Origin of the sequence: Bradyrhizobium sp. AUGA SZCCT0169 (assembly GCF_018130085.1) — a bacterium.
GTDB lineage: Bacteria > Pseudomonadota > Alphaproteobacteria > Rhizobiales > Xanthobacteraceae > Bradyrhizobium.
This window is the reverse complement of record NZ_JAFCMC010000010.1, coordinates 70,690-96,641: the sequence shown is the minus strand read 5'-3', so window position 1 is coordinate 96,641 and position 25,952 is coordinate 70,690. Positions and strand designations below refer to the sequence as shown.

The window sequence follows — 25,952 nt, the reverse complement described above, 5'->3', positions numbered from 1 at the left end:
GAGCCGCGTTTCGCAATCGGCGCAGCTCCCTCCGATACGCCGAGATACGGGCAAGGGCTCATTTTGTTACGGCCGGCGGCACACGAGTTCGTGAATAAAACCGCGCCGGCGCAACACGTTAGGCGCGATGTTTGGCCACGCTTGACCGAATCCGGCGCAACTTCCCACAATGAACCGCCGGCAGCCTCCGGCGACCAAAATTCATGCGCCGGAGCGTTTCACTGATGTTGCGCGCCTTTTTCCTGGTCATCGTCACCCTTGTCGCCGCCGGCTCCGCGCAGGCGGCGGGCGATATCGACACCTGCCGGAATAAGGATGCGGAACCGGTCGCAAGATTGGCCGCCTGCGAGACCGTCATTGCCGACAACAAAATGCCCGCCAAAGCCAGGGCGGGCGCTCTCGCCGTTCGCGGCGAGGCGCTGATCAAGAAGCGCGACTATGACGGCGGGATCGCTGCCTATACCGCGGCGATCGATCTGGTTCCCGATAACGCCGGATACATCAACATGCGCGGCCTCGCCTATAGCAGCAAGGGCGAGGACGAACGGGCCCTGGCCGACTACGCGCAGAGCTCGAAGCTGCAGCCGAATTTCTCGAGCCCCTACAACAACCGCGCGCTTATTTTCATGCGTCAGGGCGACCTGCAGCGCGCCCTCACCGAACTCGATTCCGCCGTCAGGCTCGCGAACAACGACGCCAGCCGTTACAATCACCGCTTCAACCGGGGGCGCGTGCAGACGTACCGCAAGCAATATGATGCGGCGCTCGCCGATTTCGCCGAGGCGAAAAAGATCAATCCCGATGCCCCGCAGGTCGCGGCCTACCGTTGCATCACCTACACCGAGATCAGGAAGTTCGACGAAGCGATCGCGGATTGCAACGTGGCGTTGGGTCACACGCCGAATTCGGTCTATGCGATGACCAGCCGCGGCAATGTCTATCTGGCAAAGGGTGACCTCGACGCGGCGCTGAAGGATTACAACGAGGCGCTCAAGATCAACCCGAACAATATCCGCGCCCGTGCCAACCGCGGCAAGGTGTTCGAAAAGCGCGGCGACCTCGTGGGCGCGCGCAGCGAATATCGCTCGGCGAGCGCGGCCCTGACCAAGTTCGATGATATCGACGCCGCCATTGCCCGCCGCTTCGCCAAGGAGCGGCTGGCGGCGCTGACGGCCGCAGCCCCTGCATCATCAGGTCCGCGCAAGGTCGCCTTGATCGTCGGCAACAGCGCCTACAAGAACGTGCAGCCGCTCGCCAATCCGGCGCGCGACGCCAAATTGATCGCGTCCACGCTTCGCGACCTCGGCTTTGCGACCGTGACGTTGGCGCCGGACCTCACCCGCGACAGATTTTTCGCGGCCCTGCATGAGTTCGGGACGCAAGCCGAAAAAGCCGATTGGGCGGTGGTCTATTATGCCGGTCACGGCATGGAGATCGGTGGCGTCAACTACCTGATCCCGACCGACGCCAAGCTCGCCGCCGACCGCGATGCGGAGACGCAAGCCGTCGCGCTGGAGCAATTGATCGCTGCGGTCTCCGGCGCGCGCAAGCTGCGGCTGGTGATACTCGATGCCTGCCGCGACAATCCGTTCGAAAAGAATATGCAGCGGACCATTGCGCTGAAGCTAGTCAACAAGGGCTTTTCCAACATCGAGCCGGAGGCCGGCTTCATGGTGGTCTACGCCGCCAAGCACGGCGAGACCGCGCTCGACGGCGATTCCGTCAACAGCCCGTTCGCGACCGTGCTGGCGCGTGAACTCAAGACGCCCAAGGTCGAGGTGCGGAAACTGTTCGATATCGTCCGCGACGACGTCTGGACGATGACCAAGCGCGCGCAACAGCCCTTCACCTACGGCTCGCCGCCGGGCAGGGAAGATTTTTATTTCGTGGCGGAGAAGTAGGTCTCGTGTCCCGGACGCGGTGCAGCGCTCTTCGCGCTGCTCCGCAGAGCCGGGACCCAATGACGGTGCGGCATGGACCCCGGCTCTGCAGCGCACCGCTTCGCGCTGCGCAGCGTCCGGGGAACGCCAGCATCTAGTAGCCTACACCACCACGCTCAGCCGCTTCGCCGCGCGCGTGATGCCGGTGTAGAGCCAGCGCGCGCGGCTGTCCTGGAACGCAAAGCTTTCGTCGAACAGCACCACGTCGTCCCATTGCGAACCCTGAGACTTGTGCACGGTCAGCACATAGCCATAGTCGAACTCGTCATAGGGCTTGCGCTGCTCCCACGGGATGGTCTCGATGGCGCCGCCAAAGCAGTCGCCGCGCACGGAGACCTTGGTCACCTTGTGGCCGAAGTCCTCATCGGGCGACAACCGCATCGTGATGATTTTCGATTTCGACTGCGCGCGCGACTTGACCCGCCACAGGCCGCCGTTGAACAGGCCCTTCTTGCGGTTGTTGCGCAGGCAGACCAGCTTGTCGCCGGCAACCGGCAACGGATCCTCGATGTTCTGCTTCTGCCGCACCCGCATGTTGTAGGCGCGGCGGGTATTGTTGCGTCCGACCAGCACCTGATCGGCCTTCATCACCCGGTCCGGGTCGAGTTCGCTCCGCGACACCACCTCGCTCTCGCCATGGCGGCCGATTTCGAGCTCGCGGCCCTCGCGGATATCCATCGACATCCGCACGATCGGATCGTCCTGGGCCTGGCGATGCACCTCGGTCAGCATCGCGTCGGGCTCGCAATCGGTAAAGAACCCGCCGCCCTGGATCGGCGGTAGCTGCGCGGGATCGCCGAGCACCAGCAGCGGACAGTCGAACGACATCAGGTCGCGGCCGAGTTCGGCATCGACCATCGAGCATTCGTCGATCACGATCAGTTTCGCCTTCGAGGCCGGCGCGTCATCCCACAGTTCAAAGCTCGGCTGCTCGACGCCGGATTCCCGGGCGCGGTAGATCAGCGAGTGAATGGTGGAGGCGTTGTCGCAGCCCTTGTTGCGCATGACAAGCGCGGCCTTGCCGGTGAAGGCCGCGAATTTCACCTCGCCGTCGACGCCGTCGGCGATGTGCCGCGCCAGCGTAGTCTTGCCGGTTCCGGCATAGCCGAACAGCCGGAATACCGGTGGCGTGCCGTTCTTGCCGGGCTTTGCCTTCATCCAGTCGGCAACGGCCTTCAGCGCGGAATCCTGATGCGGCGTAAACGTGGTCATGTGGTCTCGGCGGAGGGGCGAGCGGGCCGTGATCGGCCACGACTCAACGGAAACTCAAGCTAATCATTTGCGCGTTCCATGCAAGCCGGCTTCCGCGGCGCGGAATTGGAGTTTCATGCCCGAGGCTGGACTTGGTCCCCGCCGCGAATACACTGCCGCAAAACAACAATCGGGAGCGACGTCATGAAGTTCGGCATCTTTTATGAGCTGCAACTGCCGCGCCCGTGGGAAGAGGGCGATGAGCTCCGGCTCTATCAGAATGCCCTGACGCAGCTCGAAACCGCCGACCGGCTCGGCTATGACCACGCCTGGGTGGTGGAGCATCACTTCCTGGAAGAATATTCGCATTCGCCGTCGCCGGAATCGTTTCTGGCCGCCGCCTCCCAGCGCACCAAGAAAATCCGGCTCGGCCACGGCATTTTCCAGCTCACCACCAACCATCCTGCCCGTGTCGCCGAACGTGTCGCGGTGCTCGATCTGCTCAGCAACGGGCGCTGCGAATTCGGCATGGGCGAGAGCGCCTCGATCACCGAGCTGACGCCATTCGGCCGCGACATGGAAACCAAGCGCGAGGTGTTCGAGGAGGCTGTCGCGGCGATCTTTCCGATGTTCACCAAGGTCGGCACCGAGCATCACGGCAAATATTTCGACATCCCCCTGCGCAACGTGGTGCCGAAGCCGGTGCAGAAGCCGCATCCGCCGCTGTGGATGGCGTGCTCGCAATTGCAGACCATCGAACGCGCCGGCGAGAACGGCTTTGGCGCGCTGGGCTTTCAGTTCGTCAGCGCGGAAGCGGCCCACGCCTGGGTGCACGCCTATTACAACGCGATCACCAAGCGGCTGAAGAAACTCGCCGATTACGAGATCAACCCGAACATGGCGCTGGTGTCGTTCTTCATGTGCGCCAAGACCGACGAGGAGGCGCGGGCGCGTGCCGATGGCGCCACCTTCTTCCAGTTCGCGCTGCGCTATTACGGCGCGTCGCAGAACCGGCAGCGCCCCGACCCCGGCACCGTCAACATGTGGGACGAATACAACAAGTGGAAGCGCGAAAATCCGGAGGCGCAGGAGGCGGCGCTTCGTGGCGGCCTGATCGGCTCGCCGGAAACCATCCGCAAGAAGTTGCGGCGGTTTCGTTCCTCGCACATCGACCAGGTGATCTTGCTCAACCAGGCCGGCAAGAACAGCCACGAGCACATCTGTGATTCGCTTGAGCTGTTCGCCAGGGAAGTGATGCCGGAATTCCAGCGCGATCCCGAGCACGAGGCCTGGAAGGCCGGCGTGATGAGCGGCGCGATCCAGCTCGAGGAGATCGATACCGAGGCCTTCAAGGACCGCTACGGCAAACTGGCGGTCAGCGTTGCGCCGCAGAAAGTTGCCGCGGCGGGATAGCGGGTTCGGCGGGCGAAGTGCAACGGGCCGGCATTCGATGCCGGCCCGTTCGTTCGTGTCGAAACGCTCGTCTCAGTTCGATCCGGCGGCCGCCGCCGTAAAGCTGCGATCGACGGCCTTGCCGACATCGAGCGTCCTGGAAAGGATGCCGTAGCGGGTGGCGCGGTCGGAGGCTTCCTGCACTTCCTTGACGATGCCGGCATCGATCACGATCGGGCTGGTTTTCTGCGCGGTGTAGGCGCTGAGCAGCACGTCTTCTGGCAGCCTGGTCAGCTCGGACGTGTTTTTGGCATATTCGGGCAGATGATCCAGCGACCACAGCCGCGCCTTGTTGAGCCGCTGCACGAGATCCTGCACCGCCGCCCGTTTGGTGGCGATCGCGGAATCGGATGCCACGATGAAGGTGATGGTCGGCGTCAGGCCTTCGCCGTTGGCGACGATTCGGGCCTTATCCTTCAGTGTCGCGTAGGACACGTAGGGCTCCCACACCGCCCAGCCGTCGATCGAGCCGGCGACGAGCGCGATCTTGGCATCGACCGGTCCGAGCGGCGCAAAGGTCGCGTCGTCGACCTTGTATCCGGCTTTCTCCAGCGTCGCGTCGATCAGGAACTGGCCCCAGCCGCCGCGCGTTCCCGCCAGCCGCTTGCCTTTCAAATCCGCGGCCGTCTTGATCGGCGAATCCTGCCGAACCAGAATTGCCTGCGTGCGAGCATCCGAGCGCGTGCCGCCGATCGCCTTGATCGGCGCACCGGTGGCATAGACGGTGAGGAAGGACAGGTCGCCGGTGTAGCCGACGTCGAGCGCGCCGGCATTCAAGGCTTCGAGTATCGGCGCCGCGGCAGGAAATTCCGACCATTCGATCTTGTAGGGAAGATCCTTCGCCAATCCCGCGATTTCGAGCAGCGAACGGTTGCCGCCCTTCTGGTCGCCGACGCGCAGCGTAACGGTGTCCGCTGCCATTGCTGAAGCCGTCATCGCCAGCCCCAACGCGACGCTGAACAGCGTGGCGCCAAGTCTGCGGATGCGTGTGCGCGATGTTGATTCGAGTTTGTTCATGCCTTTGTTCTTTCCGGTGTGATCCGCCGCATTGCATGACGCAATCAGCGATGCACCAAGCGTACGAGCGAAAGGCGCGCAGTCAATGAAATGGCTGACTGAATATTTTGATGCACCGGTAATGATCGTCTCGTTACTCACCCGCGAATGAAAGGTGTCTGCTGCGCGGCTTGAATTTGTTCACGATCAGCAGAATTGAATCGATGCGAGGTCGCTGCATATTTTGCGAGCGTGCAAAAACCGTTTCATCGCGCGACGATATCGGTGTGGAGATTATCTCTCCGTTCGCTTTCACATTCAAAATTCCATTTCATTGACGACGGCGTTGCTGCCGCGCATCATTTGAACGTCAGATCAACGGCGCGAGATCGGAGTCTCGCGGGGATTGAACCGAAAAACCGATCGCCAGTGTGGAACATAACGGGCCGCAGCACCGACGTGCTGCGCCGACGGCGGCGCCATGCCGTTTTGAGAGCAGGAGTGCAGGATGTCACGAGATGAAAACAATAGCGCAACGCGGCTGGATCGCCGAACGTTGCTGCGCGGCGGGGCCGCCGCGGCGCTCGCCGCGCCGCTCGGCGTGTTCGGCGCGCAGGCCTTTCCGTTCCGTGCGGCCACGCCCGGCATCGACTTCTCGGAGTTTCCGATCTGTAGGACCGCCTCGAACGCGCCGGCGCTATCAGGAGCGCCGCGAAAGCTGAAATTGTCATGGAACGCCGGTGCGGTCTGCCTCGTGCCGGTTCCAGTGGCGATCGACCAGGGCATCTTCAAGAAGCACAATCTCGACGTCGAACTGATCAATTACAGTGGCTCGACCGATCAACTGCTGGAAGCGATCGCGACCGGCAAGAGCGACGCGGGGCTCGGCATGGCGTTGCGGTGGCTGAAGCCGCTGGAGCAGGGGTTTGACGTCAAGATCGCGGCTGGCACCCATGGCGGCTGCATGCGGGTGCTGTCGCGCGTCAATTCGGGCGTCGACAAGCTGACCGACCTCAAGGGCAAGATCGTTGCGGTCGGCGATCTCGGCGGGCCGGACAAGAATTTCTTTTCGATCCAGCTTGCCAAACAGGGCATCGATCCCAACAAGGATGTCGACTGGCGCGCCTATCCCGGCAATCTGCTGCAGCTCGCCGTCGAGAAGGGCGAAGTTCAGGCGTTCCTCGCCTCCGATCCGATTGCCCATATCTGGCTGAAGGACACCGCCTACAAGGAGGTCGCTTCCAACCTCGACGGTGAATACAAGGACAAGACCTGCTGCATCCTCGGATTGCGCGGCAGCCTGGTTCGCGAAGAGCCGCAGGTCGCGCGCGCCATCACGCAAGCGCTGCTCGATGCCGCGATGTTCACCGCGCAAAATCCCGATGTCGCCGCGGCTTCGTTCCAGCCTTACGCCCCCAAGACGGCGAGCCTGCAGGATCTGCAGGCGATGGTCCGCTACCACACCCATCATCACCATCCGGTCGGCGAAGTGTTGAAGCGGGAACTGAAGGCTTATGCGGACGACCTGAAGAGCGTTTCGGTCTTCAAGGCCAGCACCGATACGGCGAAATTTGCGGAGCGGATCTATGTCGACGTATTCGGCGTCTAAGACGGTCGCACTGGCGCAATCGGCGGAGGAAGGCGCAGCACTTTCAGGGCGGCCATTGTCGCTGGCGTTCTCGTTTCCGCCAGGCGGGACTGGCTTGTTCGCAAGCCTGGCGTGGGTCGGGTTTGGCATATCGTGCCTGTGGTGGCCGGATATTGGCGACTGGACGCGCACCCATCAGCTCGCCGCCGCTGCCTTCGTCATGTCAGGCGCCATTTTCCTGGCGACGGTGGCGGGCAGCCGGCTCGGGCGGTTCAATGCCGGCCTGCAACGGCGTGCGCCGTGGCTGCTGGTCTCGGCGTTGTTCCTGACGCTGTGGGAAGTCGCGACCGCAAAGTTCGGGTGGCTGCCGCTGCCGTTCTTCCCGCCGCCGCAATCCATCATCGAGGTCTACACCGATGATCTGCCCAAATTGCTGGACAGCATCCTTGCTTCTGTAAAACTTCAACTCGGCGGATATGTCATCGGCGCCACCGTCGGCTTTCTGACCGGCGTGTCGATCGGCTGGTCGCGCAGCGTCGGCTACTGGGTGCATCCGGTGCTGCGCTTCATCGGCCCGCTGCCGGCGACGGCGTGGTTGCCGATCGCGTTCTTCACCTTCCCGTCGAGCTGGAGCGCCTCTACGTTCCTGATCGCGCTGGCGACCGGGTTTCCGGTCACGGTGCTGACCTGGTCCGGCGTAGCAAGCGTCAGCAATGCCTATTACGACGTGGCGCGGACGCTCGGCGCGAAACCGTCGTTCCTGGTGCTGAAGGTTGCCATTCCCGCGGCGCTTCCACATGTGTTCGTCGGCCTGTTCATGGGCCTCGGCTCGTCGTTTGCGGTGCTGGTGGTTGCCGAGATGATCGGCGTCAAGGCCGGGCTCGGCTGGTATCTGCAATGGGCGCAGGGCTGGGCGGCGTACGCGAACATGTATGCCGCGTTGATCGTGATGTCGCTGCTGTGCTCGGGCGCGATCACGTTGCTGTTCCGGACGCGCGACCGCCTGCTGATCTGGCAAAAGGGAGTCGTCAAATGGTAGCCCATGCTTTGGCCGAAGCGGTCACCTATCCGGCCGTCGGCGCCTCGCTCGATGTCGAACGCATCAGCCACGCCTTCGACATCGACGGCAATGTGTTGCCGGTGCTCGACGACGTCAATTTCAGCGTCAAGCCAGGCGAATTTATCGCGCTGCTCGGTCCGTCCGGCTGCGGCAAGTCGACCTTGCTGCGGCTGGTCGCGGGGCTGGAGGCGCCGCGGTCGGGCGTGCTGCGAGAGGACGGCGATCCCGTCACCGGACCGTTTCCGTCCCGCGTGGTGGTGTTTCAGGATCCGACGCTGTTTCCGTGGCGAACCGTCTGGAACAACGTCGCGCTCGGGCTCGAGGCGCAGGGCATCCTGAAGACCCAGCGCCATCGCGTCGATGCTGCGCTCGACCTTGTCGGGCTGTCGCAGTTTCGCAACGCCTATCCGCATCAATTGTCTGGTGGTATGGCGCAGCGTGTCGCGCTGGCGCGGGCGCTGGTGAACGATCCCAAGATCCTCATCCTCGATGAGCCGCTCGGCAAGCTGGATTCGCTGACGCGCATTACGATGCAGGCCGAAATCGTGGCGCTGTGGCAGCGCAAGGGATTCACCACGCTGCTGGTGACCCATGACGTCGAGGAAGCTTTGTTCCTCGCCAACCGCGTCATCGTGTTCAGCGATCGTCCGGCGCGCATCAAGGCCGACATCGCGGTCGATCGGCCGTATCCGCGGCACCGCGGCGATCCCAGGCTGGCGGAGCTTCGCCGTAGCATCCTTGGCCTGCTCGGATTGGACGCGACATGGTGAGTGCTATCAACAGTTCGATACGTAAAGAGCCGCCGGCGGAGGCCGCGCCGGTGCCGTATGATTGCGCGAGGGCGCTCGCTTCCGAGTTTGCGGCCCGGGCCGCGCAGCACGATCGGGAGGCCAGCTTTCCGCACGAGAATTTCAAGGAGCTTGCCGAGGCGGGATTGTTGGCGCTGACCGTACCGACCGCGCTGGGCGGCCACGGCGCGGGTGCGCTCGACACGGCGCGCATCCTCGGCATTTTCGGCAAGGCCGATCCATCGACGGCGCTGGTGCTGTCGATGCATTACATCCAGCACCTGGTGATGGCGCGCAGCACGCGCTGGCCGGGGCGTCTGTCGCGCAAGCTGGCGCGCGAGGCGGTCGACGGCGTGGCGCTGATCAATGCGCTGCGGGTCGAGCCGGATCTGGGCTCGCCCGCGCGTGGCGGGCTGCCGGCGACAACCGCGCGAAGGACCGAGACGGGGTGGCGGCTCTCTGGCCGCAAGATCTATTCCACCGGCGCGCCGATCCTGAAATGGTATGCGGTGTGGGCGAAGACCGACGAGCCGGAAACGCGCGTCGGCCTGTTCCTGGTGCCCGCGGGATTGCCGGGCACGCGGATTATCGAAACGTGGGACCATCTTGGCCTGCGTGCCAGCGGCAGCCAGGATATCGTGTTCGAAGACGTCGTGTTTCCGCTCGATCATGAGATCGACGTCCGCGCGCCCGAGGATTGGCGGGTGCCGGATTTCACCCAGTCCGTGGTGCATGCGATCTTCGTCGCCGCGATTTATGACGGCGTCGCCCGTGCCGCGCGCGACTGGCTGGTCGAGTTCCTGAGGAATCGGAAGCCGTCCAATCTCGGCGCATCGCTGGCAACGCTGCCGAGAGTGCAGGAGATCGTCGGCGGCATCGAGGCGCGTCTTGCCGTCAATGCGCGACTGATCGACAGTTTTGCCGGCGACTTCGACGATGGCGTGCAGCTGAGTGCCTCCGAATCCAGCATCGTCAAGCTCACGGTCACCAACAATGCGGTCGCGATTCTCGAAGACGCACTGTCGCTGACCAGCAATCATGGTCTCACCCGCGCCAATCCGCTGGAGCGGCATTATCGCGATGTGCTGTGCGGGCGGGTTCACACCCCGCAGGACGACGCTACGCGAGTCAACGCCGGACGCCTCGTGCTCGGCGTCTGAGTATCAACGAACCAGTCCCAAACTCTGGAGCAAGTCCATGTCAGTGGAATTCATCGGATACATCGGCAGCAATTACTCTTCCGAAACCGTCGTGCGGAACGGCGGGATTCTCGACCGGTACTACATCGAGACCGTTGCGAAGGCGCATGAGAACGCAGGCTTTGATCGCGCGCTGCTGGCATTTCACTCGACCACGCCGGATGGTCTGCAGATCGGCCAGCACGTGCTCGGCGTAACCGACAAGCTCAACGTCCTGATCGCGCAGCGGCCCGGTTTCACCGCGCCGACGCTGCTTGCCCGGCAGCTTGCGACCGTCGATCAACTGTCCGGTGGACGCGTCGCATTGCACGTCATCACCGGCGGCAACGCCACCGAACTGCGGCAGGACGGCAATGTCGTCGACGACAAGGACGAACGCTACGCCCGGACCAGCGAATTCCTGGACGTAGTTCGCGCCGAATGGAGCAGCGAAAAACCGTTCAACTATGAGGGCAAATATTATCAGGTGCAGAACGGTTTCTCGCAGCTGAAACCTTACCGCAGCGAAGGCATTCCGATCTTCGTCGGCGGCGGTTCGGACGCGGCAGTCGAGGTCGCGGGCAAGCATGCCGATACGTTCGCGTTGTGGGGCGAATCTTATGCGCAGGTGCGCGATGTAACGTCGCGGGTTCGCGCTGCTGCCGCGAAACATGACCGGCCGACGCCGCGCTTCAGCCTCTCGGTTCGCCCGATCCTCGCCGATACCGAGGAGAAGGCCTGGGCCAGGGCCGATGAAATCCTGGCCCGCGCCACCGCGCTGCAGGACAAGACCGGATATCGCAAGCCGGCGGACGGCCATGCCACCGCCGGCGCGAAACGGCTGCTGGCGCTGGCCGAGCAGGGGACAAGGATCGACAAGCGGCTCTGGACCGAAATCGCAAAGCTCACCGGCGCCAACAGCAACACCACGGCGCTGGTCGGCACACCCGAACAGGTCGCCGAAGTGTTCGGCGATTACTACGATCTCGGCATCAGCCACTTCCTGATTCGCGGCTTCGATCCCCTGACCGATGCCATCGACTACGGCCGCGAACTGATCCCGCTGACGCGTCAACTGATCGCCGGACGCAGTGTTGCCCGGGGAGTGGCCGCAGAATGATGCGCAATATTCTCATTGCGGGCCTGCTGCTGGGTGCGATTGCCTAAGCGGATGCCCAGACCACGTTGCGGGTTGGCGATCAAAAGGGGAATTCGCAGGCCGTGATGGAGGCGGCCGGCGTGCTGAAGGATGTTCCATACAAGATCGAGTGGAAGGAATTCGCGGCAGCGGCGCCGCTGTTGGAAGCGTTGAGCGCGGGCGCGATTGAAACCGGCCTGGTCGGCGACGCGCCGTTCACCTTCGCTGCGGCGGCCAACGTTCCGGTGAAAGCCATCGCCGCGATCCGGCAGACGCGCGAAGGGCTCGCGGTACTCGTCCCGAAAAACTCGCCGATCCCTGACTTCGAAAGCCTGAAAGGCAAGAAGATCGCCACCGGCCGTGGCTCGATCGGACATCAACTGATTCTTGCCGCGCTTGAATCGAAGGGTTGGTCGACCAGCGACGTCCAGATCGTGTTCCTCGCGCCATCGGACGCCAAGGTTGCGTACACGCAAGGCTCCGTCGATGCCTGGTCGACATGGGAGCCCTATGTCAGCCAGGAAGAAGTCCTGTTCCAGTCGCGGCGCGTGATCACGGCGGAGGGGCTTACGCCCGGCTTGGGATTCCAGGTCGCCACACCGAACGCGATCCGCGACAAGCGGCCGGAACTGGAAGATTTTGTCAGGCGGCTGACGGCCGCGCGGGCGTGGTCGCAGACCAATGTCGGTGCCTATGCCGAGACGTGGGGCAGACTGATGAACATTCCGCCCGCGGTGCCGCTGAACTGGCTGAGCCGGGCGAAGGTTCGTGTTGCACCAATCGATGACGGCGTTGTGGCCGACGAACAGCAAACCATCGATCTCTATTTCCGGTCCGGCCTGATCAAGCAGAAGCTCAACGCCGCCGACATCGTCGACCGTTCGTTTTCCGGAGCCATAGGCAAGGGCGCGGGTCTTTAAACCTTGGAAGGCGGTCCGCGCAGCAAGTCTTTCTCTAGCGACGCCAAATTTCGAAACGGCGACCGGCTTGTGTGGAATTATTTTCTGAATAGCATTGTTGAGAGCAATGCATTTGGAAGAAAGTTGTACACATGAGCGACGTTGTCACCGCCTCGGAACCTCCCCGACGCATCGACGCGATCGACCGCAAGATCCTGCGGGTGCTTCAGGAGGATGCATCGCTGTCGGTAGCCGAGATCGGGGAGCGCGTCGGGCTTTCGTCTACGCCGTGCTGGAAGCGCGTCCAGCGCATGGAGAACGAGGGCATCATCACCGGCAAGGTTGCATTGGTCGACCAGAACAAGATCGGCCTCGGGCTGTCGGTATTCGTGTCGGTGGAGAGCGACGATCATTCCGATGCGTGGCTGAAGAAATTCGCGGCCGCCGTCAGCGCCATGCCTGAAGTCATCGAGTTCTATCGCATGGCTGGTGACGTGGACTATGTGCTGCGCGTGGTCGTCGCCGACATGCGGAGCTATGATCTTTTCTACAAGAAGCTGATCGGCGCGGTCGCGCTGAAGAACGTGACGTCGCGGTTCGCGATGGAAAAGATCAAGTCGGTTACTGCGTTGCCGGTTCCGGCGTTCGAGGCGGCATAGCGGCCGCGAAGGGACTGCGCTCCCTCTCCCGCGCTTGCGGGGGAGGGCTGGGGTGGGGGTGTCTCCACAATTGACACTCCCCGTGTGGAGAGAGCCCCCACCCGGCGCTACGCGCCGACCTAAGAGCGAGCTTCGCTCGTCTCGACCCCGCAAGCGGGAGAGGTGCAGCGAGTCTGCCGCCTCGCTCAATCGCGCTTCGGCGTCCAGATCTTCGCATCGCCCGCGTTGACCTTTACCGGCAGCAATCCCTCCGCAAAGAACGCATCCGCAATGCGCTGCTGTTCGGACAGGCCGGGCGCCGTGACAATTCCGACCTTGTAGGAACGGTGGCTGTTGGCTTCCTTCACCGTCGCCACGTCGATGCCCCAGAGGCCCGATAGCAATTTGGCCGCGTCGTCCTGATTCGCCTTGACCCATTTGCCGGTCTCGTCGAGCTTGCCGAAGATGGCATTCAGCACGTCGCCGCGCCGATCGGCAAACGCAGCCGACGACAGATAGTAGCGCTTGTAGCTGGCAAGGCCGTTGCTGCCATCGGTCAGCACCCGCGCGTTGGACTGGCGCTGGGCGCTGGTCAGGAACGGATCCCAGGCCACCCACGCATCGACATTGCCGCCGATGAAAGCGGCGCGGCCGTCGGCCGGCGTCAGGTAGGCCGGCGAGATATCCTTGAAGCTCAGGCCCGATTTGGCGAGCGCGGCGAGCAGCAGGAAATGACTGCCGGCGCCTTTTGTCACCGCAACCTTCCTGCCCTTCAGGTCGGCCAGCGTCTTGATGGGCGATTCCGCGCCGACCAGAATGGCCTGCGCCGAGGGTGAAGCGGCTTCTTCCGCGATATAGGCAAGCCTGGCGCCTGCGGCTTGCGCGAACAGCGGCACGGTATCGGCGACGTCAGCGCCGAAGTCGATGTTGCCGGTGTTGATCGCCTCCAAGAGCGGCAGGCCGCTGGTGAATTCATGCCAGGAGACGCGGACGCCGAGCGGCGCGAGCGCCTTTTCCAGTTCGCCGTTGGTTTTCAGGATGGCCGTCAGCGTCGAGGATTTTTGATAGCCGATACGAATCGTATCGGACGGCGGCGTCTGCGCGGCCACGGATGTGGCTGAAACGACCGCGAAGGCTGCGATGGCTCTGATGATGGATGCGGTGCGGTTGCCCATGGAGTTTGATCTGCCTGAAATTAAAGGGATCAAAACAAGCTAGATGCCGCGCAACGGCGGTCAATAGAACCGTTCTTTCTTGTTGTCACGCGATCCGCATGACGATGCTACGCCGGTCGGCATTCGCAGAGAGAAATTCCAAGCGCATATTTGATAGGCGCTCGTCGATCCCAGCGGCGGTCGCTTATGACTCTGGGTGGATCAGGTTCCGTCGCTGCCTAATGCAAGATTAGCGAATTGGCGTCGCGCAAGCGTCAAGAAAAATGCGTCGTTGTAAATCGTGTTCCGGCAATAAACGCGTCGTCGCGAGCCGGACCAGCAGTGCCGTCATTGCTATTTTCGCGGAGCACTCGACAGCGTTTCAAAGCGCCACCATCATCTCTTGCATCGCATGATCGCGCATCGCCGCGAACATGATCGTTCAGGAGAATGTGATGAAGCGTCGCGAGTTTCTCGGATTGTCGGTTGCCGGTGCCGTTGTCGCGCTGTCGCCAGGTGCGCGCGCGCAAGCACCGGTCAAGGAAATCCGCATCGGCTATCAGAAGACCGGGGTGCTCGTGATCGCACGGCAGCAGGCTATTCTGGAAAAGCACTTCGCCGCGAAACAAATTGTCATCAAATGGATCGAGTTCACGTCGGGCCCGCCGTTGCTGGAGGCGATGAGCACCGGCAGTGTCGATCTCGGCGCGGTTGGCGATACGCCGCCGATCTTTGCCCAGGCTGCGAACGCGAACATCGTCTATGTGGCAGGATCGCCCATTACCAACGGGCAGGGCATCCTGGTTCCCGCCAGCTCCAGCATTCGCACGATTGCCGATCTGAAGGGCAAGCGGATCGGATTTGCCAAGGGCACCAGCGCGCATAACGTTCTGATCGCGACGCTGGAAAAGGCCGGTCTCACCTACGCCGATATCACGCCGGTCTATTTGTCGCCGCCTGATGCGGGGCCGGCATTCGCCAATGGCAGCATCGAGGCGTGGGCGATCTGGGATCCGTACTTCGCGATCGGCGAGAAAAAGCAGAACGGCCGGATCCTGATCAACGCCTTTGAGGTCGCCAAGACCAATTCGTTCTATCTCGCCAACCGCGATTTCGCGAACACCAACGTTCAGCACACCCGCGACATCATCGCGGGCCTGGCGGAAGCCGCCCGGTGGGCGGAAGCAAATCGCGACGCCGTGGCAAGCGCGCTCGCCGCCGTGACCGGCATTCCGCTGGAAGTTCAGGCCGTCGCGGCCAACCGGGCCTCGTTTGCGATCGGACCGGTGACGGAGGCGATTATTGAGACCCAGCAGGCCGTCGCCGATCGCTTCTTCAAGCTCGGGCTGATCCCGAAGCCGATCGTGGTTCGCGACATCGTCTGGCGCAATACCCAGACCTGACTTCGAGAAAAGCCATTCCAATCAACGCAGGGGAATTCATCATGAAGCGTTTCATCAAGCGCATGATCGCGAGTGCCATGCTGTCTCTCGCCATCGTCGGCTCGACGGTTGGCCTCAGCTACGGGCAGGACAAGGTCGTCCGCATTGGCTTCCAGAAATACGGCAAGCTGGTGCTGCTCAAGAGCAAGGGCACGCTGGAGAGCAAGCTGAAGGCCGCGGGTTATCAGGTGGTGTGGACCGAGTTTCCCTCCGGGCCACCGCTGCTCGAGGCGCTCAATGTCGGCGCCATCGATTTCGGCAACACCGGTGAAGCGCCGCCGATCTTCGCGCAGGCCGCGGGCGCCCCGATCCAGTATGTCGCCTATGAGCCCCCGGCGCCGAAGGGCGAAGCCATCCTGGTGCCGAAGGACAGCAAGATCGCTTCGGTCGCGGATCTCAAAGGCAGGAAGGTGGCGCTGAACAAAGGCTCCAATGTCCACTATCTGCTGGTGAAGGCGCTGGAGAAAGCTGGTGTCAAATACTCGGAGATCGAGCCGGTGTTTCTGGCGCCGGCCGATGCGCGGGCTGCGTTCGAACGTGGCGCGGTCGATGCCTGGGTGATCTGGGATCCGTTCCAGGCCGCCGCCGAAGCCGCCACCGGCGCGCGGACGCTCGCCGACGGCACCGGCATCGTCTCGAACTATCAATTCTACTTCGCCTCGAAGAAGTTCATTGGCGCCGACCCTGACATCGTCGATCTCGTGCTGGCGCAACTCAGCGAGGTCGATGACTGGGCCAAGGGCGACATCCGCGCCGTTGCCGAACAGCTGGCGCCGGCGATCGGGCTTCCGGTGCCCGTCGTTGAAGTGGCATTGAAGCGGCAGTCCTACGGCATCAAGCCGATCACCGACAGCGTGATCGCCGATCAACAACAGGTCGCCGACGCATTCTTCGCGCTCGGTCTTATTCCCAAGCAAATCAAGATTTCCGACGCGGCGCGGAGGCCGGGCTCATGAGCAACCAAACATCGGCGAATGCCAACATCCTCTGGTTCCTGCCGACCCATGGCGATGGCCGCTATCTCGGCACCACCACCGGCGGCCGTGAAGTGAACTTCAATTATTTGCGCCAGATCGCGCAGGCTGCGGACCAGCTCGGCTATTACGGCGTGCTGCTGCCGACCGGGCGAAGCTGCGAGGATTCCTGGGTGGTGGCGTCGGCCGTCGCGCCCTGGACCGAGCGGCTGCGTTATCTGGTGGCGGTACGGCCCGGCCTGCAATCGCCGAGCGTCGCCGCGCGCATGACCGCGACGCTGGACCGGCTGTCGAACGGGCGGCTGCTGGTCAACGTCGTCACCGGCGGCGACCCCGTCGAGAACAAGGGCGACGGGATATTCCTCGATCACGACGCGCGCTATGCCGTGACGCGCGAGTTCCTCAACGTCTATAGCGACCTGCTCGCGGGCAAGACCGTCAATGTGGAAGGCAAGCACATCCGCATCGAGGATGGTCGCCTGCTGTTTCCACCCGTGCAGGCGCCGCGGCCGCCGCTCTATTTCGGCGGATCGTCGGATGCCGGCATCGATGTCGCCGTCGACACCGTCGACAAATATCTGACCTGGGGCGAACCGCCGGCGCAGGTGGCCGAGAAGATCAACCGCGTGAAAGCGGTGGCGGACGCGCGCGGGCGAAAACTCTCGTTCGGCATCCGCCTGCACGTGATCGTCCGCGAGACCAACGCTGAGGCCTGGAAGGCGGCAGATGAGTTGATCCAGCATGTCACCGACGAGACGGTGGCCTCGGCGCAGAAGATATTTTCCCGGATGGATTCGGTCGGCCAGCAGCGCATGGCGCAGTTGCATGGCGGCAGGCGTGACAAGCTGGAGATCAGCCCCAACCTCTGGGCCGGCGTCGGTCTGGTGCGCGGCGGGGCAGGGACGGCATTGGTCGGCGATCCCGCGACGGTGGCGGCGCGGATCCGCGAATACCAGGATGTCGGCATCGATACCTTCATCATGTCGGGCTATCCGCATCTGGAGGAAGCCTATCGCTTCGCCGAACTGGTGTTTCCGCTGCTGTCGCTGAAGCAGCCCAACAATGTGACGCCGATCCGCGTCAATACCGGCCCGTTCGGCGAGACCATCGCCAACGAACATCGTCCCCTCGTCAAGGCATCGCAATCATGAGTCTGATCGAAAGTCTTCCGCGTGTCCGACGCCTGCATTTGCCGCGAGCCGACGGCCTTATTCCATGGATCGTGCCGCTTGCGATCATCCTGATCTGGCAGGTGGCTTGCGTCACCGGCTTCGTCTCGGCGCGGGTGCTGCCGGCGCCGAGCGATGTGGCGCTGGCGGGATGGAAGCTGCTGCTGTCGGGTGAACTGGTGCGCAACATCTGGGTCAGTTTCTGGCGCGCCAGCGTCGGCTTCCTGATCGGCGGCAGCATCGGCTTTGCGTTCGGGCTCGCCAATGGCCTGTCGCAGCTCTCGAGCAAATTGACCGACACGACGTTGCAGATGGTGCGCAACATTCCGCATCTGGCGCTGATCCCGCTCGTCATCCTGTGGTTCGGGATCGATGAGTCCGCAAAGCTGTTCCTGGTCGCGCTCGGCGTGTTCTTTCCGATCTACCTCAACACGCTGCACGGCATCCGCACCGTCGATCCGCAGCTGATCGAGATGGGCCGCATCTACGGCATGACCGACGGCGAATTGTTCCGCCGGGTGATCTTTCCGGGTGCGTTGCCATCGATCTTCGTCGGCCTGCGCTTTGCGCTCGGCATCATGTGGCTGACCCTGATCGTGGCGGAAACCATCGCGGCGTCGTCGGGCCTCGGCTACATGGCGATGCAGGCGCGCGAGTTCATGCTGATCGACGTCGTGGTGCTCTCCATCCTGATCTACGCGCTGCTTGGCAAACTCGCCGACAGCGCTTCACGCGCGCTGGAGCGGCTGACGCTGTCCTGGCATCCGGCCTTCCAGAAACATTGAGGCAGAAACTTTTGAGGATTGAAATGCAGGAAGCTCTTCGTTTTCGCCCCGCGGATGCCGAAGCCGTGGACCAGCCCGATTTTGTCAAGCAGGCGCGGCTGTTGCGGCGGGATGCCGACGCCCTGTTGCGTGGGCTTTCGCTGACAATCCGGGGATTGCGCAAATCGTTCGGCGACAACGAGGTGCTTCGCGGCATCGATCTGCACATTCCGGCAGGGCAGTCCGTCGCCATCGTGGGCCGCAGCGGGTGCGGCAAGAGTACGCTGCTGCGGCTGATCGCGGGGCTTGAAACGATTACCGCGGGTACCATCAGCTTTGGCGAGGAAACCCGCGCGGAAGACGTCCGCGTGATGTTTCAGGAGCCGCGGTTGCTGCCCTGGGCCCGGGTGCTGTCGAACGTCGAGGTCGGCCTCGGCCGCGAAAGAACCTCGCCCGACGCGCAAGCGCGCGCCGACAGCGCGCTGGTCGAAGTCGGCCTTGACGACAAACGGGCGCAATGGCCGGCGGTGCTTTCCGGCGGACAAAAACAGCGCGTGGCGCTGGCGCGGGCCCTGGTCAGCCGCCCGCGCGTGCTGGCCTTCGACGAACCGCTCGGCGCGCTTGATGCGTTGACGCGAATCTCGATGCAGCGGCTGCTGGAGCGGGTCTGGCAGGATCAGGGATTCACCGCGATCCTGGTGACGCATGACGTCGCCGAAGCGGTGGCACTGGCCGACCGCGTTCTGGTGATCGAGGACGGCCGTATCGCGCATGACATCGACGTCAATATCCCGCGCCCAAGGCGTCGGGGTTCGGCGGAGCTCGCTGCGCTGGAAGGCTCGATCCTGAAGAACCTGCTGCAAGGCACCGAGGACACTTCCGACCTGTGAGGCCATCATGAACTCCGTTGTCCGGCATATCGCGATCGACCGTCAGGTTTCCCAAGAGATTTCTCAAGAAGTTTCCCGCGCGGTTTCGCCAGGCGATTTTCGTGGCGCCATGCGCCAGTTGACGGGCGGGGTGAGCGTCGTCACGGCCGGGCGAGGCAGGGACATTTCGGGGATGACGGTGACCTCGGTGTCGTCACTGTCGGTCGATCCGCCGGCACTGATCGTCAGCGTCAACCGGAACGCGTCCTCATGGCCGCTGGTGCAGCGGTACGGCTTCTTCGGCGTCAATATCCTGACGTCGGACCAAATCGACGTCGCCGAGCGGTTTGCCGGCAAGGACGGGCTCAAGGGCGCCGAACGGTTTGCCGGCGCCCAGTGGACGACGCGCGCTTCGGGCGTGCCGCTGCTGGTGGGCGCGCTCGCCGCGATCGAGTGTGAGGTGGAGGAAATCGTCGAGCGGCATTCCCATGCGATTGTGATCGGCCGCGTGCTGGACCTGCAGCTATCGAGCCGAACTGCGGCGCTGGCCTATTGGCAGGGCCAGTATGTGGCGATCGATCAGGACGAGGACGCAGTGCGGCTGGCCGAAGTCAGCCTGCCCCCACCGCGAGCCGCTCGCTACTGATGCGGGAAATCTAGTCCAGGATCGCGCTGAGCGTTGCCGGTGTGTCGATGATGACGGTGCTGCCGCGCACGCCGGACCAAACCCCGACAATGGTCTGCGCCGCAGCCGCTAGCGGCACGCTGACTACCAATGTGGTCGGCACCCGGGCGCTCCCCGATATCTGTTCATTGTAGGTGAACCCCGCCAGGACCGACGAAAGCGCACCATTCACGGTGATGCCGACGGTTGCGCCGGCGTTGTTGTTCCCTTGTGCATAAGGAAAGGGCAAATTCAGGATGACCAGGGCTGACGTGCCGACCCCTTCGGGAATCGTGATTCTGAGGCCCGGAAGGGGTACGAATGAATCGGAGTTGGTCGACTGCGTCCCACTCGGCAAATGGAATCAGGCTCCGGAATATGTGAAAATCCGGTGACGGGCGCGGGTAGGGCGTTTGTTGCCGTGGCGTTCAGCGGGCGCACGGACTAAAAGGCCCGCTTCCGCCCCGGGAATGAGAGCGCACGTTGGAACGCAGGCTTCCCAAAACTGTTTTGCCGCTGTGGTTTTGCCGGCGCGACGTCGCGCGCCTGGCCCAATGCGGTGTGGTGACCCGATGAAGCGTATCGCGGTCTGGGCTTTCTACGGCGTCGGCGCTCTGGCGATCGGCTATCTCGCGCTTTACGCCTATGCGGTCTTCAGCGGCCGCGATCTGCAGCCCGGTGCCCCCATCCGCATCTTCCGCAACCCGGACGCACCGAGTTATTCGCGGCACGATGCCGTTCCGGACGAAGCCGATCGTTTCGATCGCTTCGTCCCCAGGATGGGCTAAGGCAGGCTACCCCGCCGCCGCAAAGCGCTGATAGTCGCCTGCACCCGCCGGCGTGATCGGTATTCCGCCGTCGGCATATTCGTTCAGCTTGTTGCGCAGCGTGCGAATCGAAATGCCGAGGATGTTGGCCGCGTGGGTGCGGTTGCCGAGGCAATGCTTGAGCGTCTCCAGGATCAGGTCGCGTTCGACGTCGGCAACGGTGCGCCCGACCAGCGCACGCGTGACCTGTTCGGCGGCGAAGGTGGCGTGGGCCACCGCCGGTGCGGTCTTGGCAAGCTCGAGGCGGTCGCCGTCCGGGGTCAGGATCGCATCGGCGCCGATTTCGTCGCCCTGCGCCATCAGCACCGAGCGGTGCATGGTGTTTTCCAGCTCGCGGACGTTGCCCTGCCAGCGGTTGGCGGTGAGCACCCGCCGCGCGTCGCTGGAGATCGGGCGTAGCGGCACGCCGTTGGCTTCGGAATATTTCTTCGCAAAATGGTGCGCCAGTTCGATGATGTCCGCCGGCCGGTCGCGCAGCGGGGGGATCTTCAGATTGACGACGTTGAGGCGGAACAGCAGGTCCTCGCGAAAGGTGCCTTCGCGCACGGCGTCGGCCAGGTTGCGGTTCGAGGTCGCGATGATGCGGATGTCGACCGGCACCGGCCTGGTGCCACCGACGCGGTCGATGACGCGCTCCTGGATCGCGCGCAGCAATTTCGATTGCAGTCGTACGTCCATCTCGGAGATTTCGTCGAGCAGCAGCGTGCCGCCGGTGGCTTCCTCGAACTTGCCGATGCGTCGCGCCACGGCGCCGGTGAAGGCGCCCTTTTCGTGGCCGAACAGTTCGGATTCAAGCAGGTGCTCGGGGATCGCCGCGCAGTTGATCGAAATGAAGGGCCGCTTGGCGCGGGCCGAGCGGGTGTGGACGTAGCGCGCCAGCACTTCCTTGCCGGTGCCGGATTCACCGGTGATCATGACCGAGGCGTCGGAGCCCGCGATCTGCTGTGCCAGCTTGACGACTTTGCCCATGGCCTCGTCGCGATAGATCAGGTCGCGGGAATCGTTGGCGACGGCGGCGAGCACGGCGGCGATCAGTTCCGGATCGGGCGGCAGCGGGATGTATTCCTTGGCGCCGGCGTGGATCGCGGCGACCGCGGCGCGGGCGTCGTTGGAGATGCCGCAGGCCACGATCGGCACATGGATGTGTTCGGCCTCGAGCCGCATCACCAGATCGCGGATATCGAGCGCGACGTCGACCAGCATCAGGTCGGCCCCCTTGCCGCCGCGCAGCACCGCCATCGCCTGTTCGACCGTCTCGGCGTGGGTCACCGAAGCGCCGTTGTCCATCGCGATCTTGGTGGCCGTGGTGAGCTGGCCCTTCAATGTGCCAACGATGAGAAGCCGCATCATAGTCTCCTGTTCGTCTGTTCGCGCCGCTTATGCGCGTGCTGTTGTTTTAGGTGCGTTCCGCCTTGATGATTTCCGTCATGGTGACGCCGAGCTTGTCTTCCACCAGCACGACTTCGCCGCGCGCCACCAGCCGGTTGTTGACGTAGATGTCGATCGCTTCGCCGACCCGGCGGTCGAGTTCGAGCACGGTGCCGGGGCCAAGCTTCAAAAGCTCGCCGACGTCCATCTTGGAGCGCCCCAGCACCGCTGAGACCTGCACCGGCACGTCGAACACGGCCTCGAGGTCAGCCGCGATGCGCGAGGCCTGTTCGTCTTCATTGTAGGCCAGATCGTCCGCGGCCTCCGCGTCTGACGCGTTGAGGTCTTGCAGCGGGACCTGGGTGTCGGTGTCGCTCATGGTTCAGTCCTCACGGCCTTCCAGCCTGATCGCGGGACGCCATGTAGCGCCCGACAAGTTCGTTGATCTTGGCTTCGATGGCGGCGCGCTCCAGCACCACGCCGCCGTCGGCCCATTCGATCCGGCAGTCGCCGGTTGCAATGTCAGGCTCGGCCAGGATCACCAGCCGGCCCTCGAAGCCGCTCTGCGTGGCCTGCCGCTCGATCTTTTCGCGGGCAGCCTCGTATAATGAGTCGTTGATGCGGACCACGAGGTGCGGCGTCGCGACCAGGTGCGAGAAGCAGTCGCTCACCAGTGCCGTGATCTCGCCGAGCGGCTCGGCGGCGATCAGTTCGGAGCACAGCTTGCGGGCCACCGCGACCGCGACGTCGACCGCCTCGGTCTCCATCCGCGCTTCGATGCCGCCAAAGCGCGAGGCGATGCCCTTGATCGCAATGCCGATCTCCTCCAGCGCCAGCGCGGCGCGGCGGTCGCTTTCGGCTCTGGCCTCGCGCTGCGCGGCCTCGTAGCCGTCGCGATAGGCGCGGGCTTCGGCCGCGGCGATCTTCTGCGCGATCTCGGCCGGCGTGGCAGGGCGCTCGCGCGTCTTGTCCGGCGCGCCGAAGTCCATGTCGAACAGGAATTTTGCGGGCGCGGCCATCAGTACACCAGCTCGTCGTCGGCGCGGTTCTTGGTCAAGGTGATTTCACCCTTGGCGGCCATGTCCTTGGCGAGGTTGACGAGCAGCGCCTGCGCCTCGTCGACGTCGCGCAGCCGCACCGGTCCCATCGCGGCCATGTCGTCCAGCAGCATCTTGCCGGCGCGGGACGACATGTTGCCGAGGAAGAAGCTGCGGACCTCCTCATTGGCGCTCTTCAGCGCAATGCCGAGCTTGTCCTTGTCGATGTTGCGCATCAGCGTCTGCGCCGAGGCGGAATCGAGCTTGATCAAATCGTCGAAGGTGAACATCAGCGCCTTGATGCGCTCGGCGGATTCGCGGTTTTCCTCTTCCAGCGAGGTGATGAAGCGGGTTTCGGTCTGGCGGTCGAAATTGTTGAAGATTTCGGCCATCACCTCGTGGGCGTCGCGGCGGCGGGTCTGCGACAGGTTCGACATGAACTCGGTCCGCAGCGTCTGCTCGACGCGCTCGATGACTTCCTTCTGCACCGCTTCCATCTTCAGCATGCGCCCGACCACGTCGAGCGCGAGATCCTCAGGGAGGATCGCCAGCACACGGGCGGCGTGCTCCGGCTTCAGTTTCGACAGCACCACGGCGATGGTCTGCGGGTATTCGTTCTTGAGGTAGTTGGCGAGCACCTCTTCCTGCACGTTGGAGAGTTTCTCCCACATGTTGCGGCCGGCGGGGCCGCGGATTTCGTCCATGATGCCACTGACGCGCTCGCTCGGCAGATATTGCTGCAGCAGCCGTTCGGTGGCGTCGAAGGTGCCCATCAGGGCGCCGGAGGCCGACATCCGCGAGACGAATTCGAGCAGCAGGTCCTCGACCACGTCGGCCTCGACGGTGCCGAGCGTCGACATGTGGATCGACAATTCGCGCACCTCGTCGTCGTCGAGCAGCGCCCAGACCTTGCCGCCATATTGTTCGCCCAGCGCCAGCATCAGGATGGCGGCCCGCTTCGGGCCGGTCAGCGGCTTGCCCTTCGGCCTTGTCGCCTGCCGGCTCGCCAGCGCCGAGATGACGGTGGTGATGTCGTTGGCGTTGGTGGTTTGCGGTACGGCCATGTCAGCTTACTCGACAGGTTCGGTGAGCCATTGACGAACAATGGAGGCGGTCTCGTTCGGATTTCGTTCGGCGAGTTCTCCGACCCGGTGAACGGCCTGGGCGTGGACCTGGCCCTGAACCTGGGCGACGTCGATCAGCGCGGCGGCGCCGCCGGCGGGAAGCAGGACCTGGCCCGGCGCGCCTTCGGCGGTGCCGTCGGCCAGCGCCGGCACAGCGGCGCCGCCGGCCAGCGCGGGAACGACTTCGGCGGCCAGGATGCGCTTGACCAGCGGGCGGATCACCATGAACAGCACCACGAGGCCGAGCAGCATCATGACGCCGAGCTCGATGACGTACATGACGTCATCCTTGGTGAACTGGAACATGCCGAGCAGTCCGGTCGGCTCGGCGACCGGGGGCACGGTTGGGGCTTCGGCAAAGCGCAGGTTGACGACCTCGACCTGGTCGCCGCGCTTCTGGTCGAAGCCGATCGCCGAGCGAACCAGGGTAGCGATGCGGTCGAGCATTTCCTTGCTGCGGTCCTGATAGACCATCTCGCCTTTTTCGTTCTTGGTGTAGGCGCCGTCGACCAGCACCGCGACCGAGATCTTGTTGACCCGGCCGGCCTCGGTGACTTCGGTCTTGGTGACGCGGGAAATCTCGTAATTGTTGGTTTCTTCGCTCTTCTTGCTCTGGTCGCGCGCCGCGACGCCGGCATTGGCCTGGTTGCCGGGCAGTTCGTTGTTGACCGTGACCTGGCCGGTGTCTCCGGCGGTCGCCGAGGATTCCTCGCGGGACTGGCTGGAGCGCAGCACGCGGCCTTCGGGATCGAACTTGTCCGAGGTCTGGGTGACCTTGTTGTAGTCGAAATCGGCGGTGAGCTGGACGCGGGCGCGGCCCTGGCCGACCACCGAGGAGACGATCGCCTCGACCTCGTTGCGCATCCGCTTCTCGAAGGCGGTGCGGCGTTCGTCGCCGCTGGCGCCCTCGGGATTGCTGCTGGCGCCGTCGGCGAGCAGCCGGCCGCCCTCGTCGACGATCGACACCCGCTGCGGCTTCAGGCCGTTGACGGCGGAAGCGACCACGTGGCGGATGGCGCGGATCTGCTGCGGCTCGAGGCTGCCGCGCACCCGGACCACGATGGACGCCGACGGCTCCGGGATTTCGCGGGAGAACAGCGGCCGTTCCGGCAGCACCAGATGGACGCGCGCGGCCTGAATGCGGTCGATGGCGCGGATGGTGCGGGAGAGTTCGCCCTCCAGCGCGCGCAGATGATTGATGTTCTGGACGAAGCTGGTGGTGCCGAGCGCGTCGGATTTGTCGAAGATCTCGTAGCCGACGCCGCCGCCCTTGGGCAGGCCGCCTTCGGCCAGCTTCATCCGCAGCCGCGTCACCTTGTCCTTCGGCACCATGATTACGGCGCCCTCGTTGCGCATTTCGAAGGGGATCGCCTGGCGTTCCAGATCCTTGATGATGCTGGAGGAGTCTTCGGCCGAGAGGTCGGTGAAGAGGGTGGTCATCTGCGGCGTCGTGACGCGCATGATGACGAACGCGAAGAAGCCGATCAGGGCGGCGGTCACGGCGACCATCGCCATCAGCCGCGACGCGCCCAGGCCTTTCAGGAAAGCAACGAGACTTTGCACCAACCGCCCCCAGGGGTTCGGCCCAGATTCGTACCCGGGGACCGACTGGGCAATTATTGCCTAGGGGATGGTTTCCATATGGTTAACGACCGTTAAAGTCGGTGAAGAAGTTTGGGCATGAAAAAAACC

Annotated in this window: 24 protein-coding genes and 1 pseudogene; 16 read left to right on the top strand and 9 right to left on the bottom strand. The window is 63.7% G+C overall.

Annotated elements, in window-relative coordinates; genetic code table 11:
• Window positions 1–224 precede the first annotated feature (224 nt).
• Window positions 225–1,901, top strand: coding sequence for a caspase family protein (locus JQ609_RS14370; protein WP_212273883.1), 1,677 nt, complete (start codon window positions 225–227; stop codon window positions 1,899–1,901).
• Between the two features lie 141 nt (window positions 1,902–2,042).
• On the opposite strand, the gene JQ609_RS14365 is transcribed toward JQ609_RS14370, so the two are convergent.
• Window positions 2,043–3,152, bottom strand: coding sequence for an ATP-dependent RecD-like DNA helicase (locus tag JQ609_RS14365; protein ID WP_212034344.1), 1,110 nt, complete (start codon window positions 3,150–3,152; stop codon window positions 2,043–2,045).
• A gap of 183 nt (window positions 3,153–3,335) precedes the next feature.
• Between JQ609_RS14365 and JQ609_RS14360 the strand changes: the two genes are divergently transcribed.
• Window positions 3,336–4,544 carry an LLM class flavin-dependent oxidoreductase gene (locus JQ609_RS14360; protein ID WP_212273882.1) on the top strand — a complete coding sequence of 403 codons (1,209 nt, stop codon included), beginning with the start codon at window positions 3,336–3,338 and terminating at the stop codon, window positions 4,542–4,544.
• Window positions 4,545–4,616: 72 nt separating this feature from the next.
• On the opposite strand, the gene JQ609_RS14355 is transcribed toward JQ609_RS14360, so the two are convergent.
• A complete protein-coding gene (locus JQ609_RS14355; protein ID WP_212273881.1) occupies window positions 4,617–5,600 on the bottom strand; it encodes an ABC transporter substrate-binding protein in 984 nt (327 codons plus the stop codon).
• Window positions 5,601–6,087: 487 nt separating this feature from the next.
• Here JQ609_RS14355 and JQ609_RS14350 point away from each other — a divergent pair, with 487 nt between their 5' ends.
• The 7 genes and pseudogenes from JQ609_RS14350 (at window position 6,088) to JQ609_RS14320 (ending at window position 12,889) form a co-directional block, all read left to right on the top strand.
• Window positions 6,088–7,188 carry an ABC transporter substrate-binding protein gene (locus tag JQ609_RS14350; protein ID WP_212273880.1) on the top strand — a complete coding sequence of 367 codons (1,101 nt, stop codon included), beginning with the start codon at window positions 6,088–6,090 and terminating at the stop codon, window positions 7,186–7,188.
• Complete coding sequence (locus JQ609_RS14345; RefSeq protein WP_212273879.1) at window positions 7,166–8,206, top strand: ABC transporter permease; 1,041 nt, start codon at window positions 7,166–7,168, stop codon at window positions 8,204–8,206. The genes JQ609_RS14350 and JQ609_RS14345 overlap by 23 nt, the downstream gene beginning before the upstream one ends.
• Window positions 8,200–8,997, top strand: a complete 798-nt coding sequence (locus JQ609_RS14340) for an ABC transporter ATP-binding protein (protein ID WP_212273878.1) — start codon at window positions 8,200–8,202, stop codon at window positions 8,995–8,997. Before JQ609_RS14345 ends, JQ609_RS14340 begins: the two co-directional genes overlap by 7 nt.
• The gene (locus tag JQ609_RS14335; protein WP_212273877.1) at window positions 8,991–10,175 is read left to right on the top strand and encodes an acyl-CoA dehydrogenase family protein; all 1,185 of its coding nucleotides are present in this window, start codon (window positions 8,991–8,993) and stop codon (window positions 10,173–10,175) included. Before JQ609_RS14340 ends, JQ609_RS14335 begins: the two co-directional genes overlap by 7 nt.
• A 37-nt stretch (window positions 10,176–10,212) precedes the next feature.
• Window positions 10,213–11,313 (top strand): LLM class flavin-dependent oxidoreductase, encoded by a 1,101-nt coding sequence (locus JQ609_RS14330; RefSeq protein WP_212273876.1) that lies wholly within the window; start codon window positions 10,213–10,215, stop codon window positions 11,311–11,313.
• Window positions 11,310–12,251: pseudogene (locus tag JQ609_RS14325) on the top strand (ABC transporter substrate-binding protein). The gene JQ609_RS14330 and the pseudogene JQ609_RS14325 overlap by 4 nt, the downstream one beginning before the upstream one ends.
• Window positions 12,252–12,382: 131 nt before the next feature.
• The gene (locus JQ609_RS14320; protein ID WP_212273875.1) at window positions 12,383–12,889 is read left to right on the top strand and encodes an Lrp/AsnC family transcriptional regulator; all 507 of its coding nucleotides are present in this window, start codon (window positions 12,383–12,385) and stop codon (window positions 12,887–12,889) included.
• A 185-nt stretch (window positions 12,890–13,074) separates the two neighbouring features.
• Here the strand turns inward: JQ609_RS14320 and JQ609_RS14315 are convergent, their stop codons facing one another.
• Window positions 13,075–14,043 (bottom strand): aliphatic sulfonate ABC transporter substrate-binding protein, encoded by a 969-nt coding sequence (locus JQ609_RS14315; RefSeq protein WP_212273874.1) that lies wholly within the window; start codon window positions 14,041–14,043, stop codon window positions 13,075–13,077.
• Window positions 14,044–14,477: 434 nt separating this feature from the next.
• On the opposite strand from JQ609_RS14315, the gene JQ609_RS14310 reads away from it, so the two are divergent.
• From JQ609_RS14310 to JQ609_RS14285, 6 genes are read left to right on the top strand one after another with little or no spacing between them, the layout of a single operon-like run.
• On the top strand, window positions 14,478–15,425 hold the full coding sequence (locus JQ609_RS14310) for a sulfonate ABC transporter substrate-binding protein (protein ID WP_212273873.1): 948 nt from the start codon (window positions 14,478–14,480) through the stop codon (window positions 15,423–15,425).
• Between the two features lie 41 nt (window positions 15,426–15,466).
• Window positions 15,467–16,420: a sulfonate ABC transporter substrate-binding protein gene (locus JQ609_RS14305; protein WP_212273872.1), complete on the top strand. Its 954-nt coding sequence runs from the start codon at window positions 15,467–15,469 to the stop codon at window positions 16,418–16,420.
• On the top strand, window positions 16,417–17,589 hold the full coding sequence (ssuD, locus tag JQ609_RS14300) for an FMNH2-dependent alkanesulfonate monooxygenase (RefSeq protein ID WP_212207297.1): 1,173 nt from the start codon (window positions 16,417–16,419) through the stop codon (window positions 17,587–17,589). The genes JQ609_RS14305 and ssuD overlap by 4 nt, the downstream gene beginning before the upstream one ends.
• Window positions 17,586–18,392 (top strand): ABC transporter permease subunit, encoded by an 807-nt coding sequence (locus JQ609_RS14295; RefSeq protein ID WP_212273871.1) that lies wholly within the window; start codon window positions 17,586–17,588, stop codon window positions 18,390–18,392. Before ssuD ends, JQ609_RS14295 begins: the two co-directional genes overlap by 4 nt.
• 23 nt (window positions 18,393–18,415) lie before the next feature.
• Complete coding sequence (locus JQ609_RS14290) at window positions 18,416–19,261, top strand: ATP-binding cassette domain-containing protein (RefSeq protein ID WP_212207299.1); 846 nt, start codon at window positions 18,416–18,418, stop codon at window positions 19,259–19,261.
• Window positions 19,262–19,268: 7 nt separating this feature from the next.
• Entirely contained in the window at window positions 19,269–19,886 is a 618-nt protein-coding gene (locus tag JQ609_RS14285; protein ID WP_212273870.1) for a flavin reductase family protein, read from the top strand.
• Window positions 19,887–19,896: 10 nt separating this feature from the next.
• Here the strand turns inward: JQ609_RS14285 and JQ609_RS14280 are convergent, their stop codons facing one another.
• Window positions 19,897–20,262 (bottom strand): hypothetical protein, encoded by a 366-nt coding sequence (locus JQ609_RS14280; RefSeq protein ID WP_212273869.1) that lies wholly within the window; start codon window positions 20,260–20,262, stop codon window positions 19,897–19,899.
• 214 nt (window positions 20,263–20,476) lie between these two features.
• Between JQ609_RS14280 and JQ609_RS14275 the strand changes: the two genes are divergently transcribed.
• Window positions 20,477–20,692, top strand: a complete 216-nt coding sequence (locus JQ609_RS14275; protein ID WP_212207431.1) for a hypothetical protein — start codon at window positions 20,477–20,479, stop codon at window positions 20,690–20,692.
• 6 nt (window positions 20,693–20,698) lie between these two features.
• On the opposite strand, the gene JQ609_RS14270 is transcribed toward JQ609_RS14275, so the two are convergent.
• The 5 genes from JQ609_RS14270 to fliF are packed head-to-tail and all read right to left on the bottom strand — an operon-like array spanning window position 20,699 to window position 25,823.
• Complete coding sequence (locus JQ609_RS14270) at window positions 20,699–22,078, bottom strand: sigma-54-dependent Fis family transcriptional regulator (RefSeq protein WP_212273868.1); 1,380 nt, start codon at window positions 22,076–22,078, stop codon at window positions 20,699–20,701.
• A gap of 49 nt (window positions 22,079–22,127) precedes the next feature.
• Window positions 22,128–22,478 (bottom strand): flagellar motor switch protein FliN, encoded by a 351-nt coding sequence (gene fliN / locus JQ609_RS14265; protein ID WP_212207302.1) that lies wholly within the window; start codon window positions 22,476–22,478, stop codon window positions 22,128–22,130.
• A gap of 10 nt (window positions 22,479–22,488) precedes the next feature.
• The gene (locus JQ609_RS14260) at window positions 22,489–23,118 is read right to left on the bottom strand and encodes a FliH/SctL family protein (RefSeq protein ID WP_212207303.1); all 630 of its coding nucleotides are present in this window, start codon (window positions 23,116–23,118) and stop codon (window positions 22,489–22,491) included.
• Window positions 23,118–24,200 (bottom strand): flagellar motor switch protein FliG, encoded by a 1,083-nt coding sequence (gene fliG, locus JQ609_RS14255; RefSeq protein WP_212207304.1) that lies wholly within the window; start codon window positions 24,198–24,200, stop codon window positions 23,118–23,120. Before fliG ends, JQ609_RS14260 begins: the two co-directional genes overlap by 1 nt.
• 6 nt (window positions 24,201–24,206) lie before the next feature.
• Complete coding sequence (gene fliF, locus JQ609_RS14250; protein ID WP_212273867.1) at window positions 24,207–25,823, bottom strand: flagellar basal-body MS-ring/collar protein FliF; 1,617 nt, start codon at window positions 25,821–25,823, stop codon at window positions 24,207–24,209.
• Window positions 25,824–25,952: the final 129 nt, after the last annotated feature.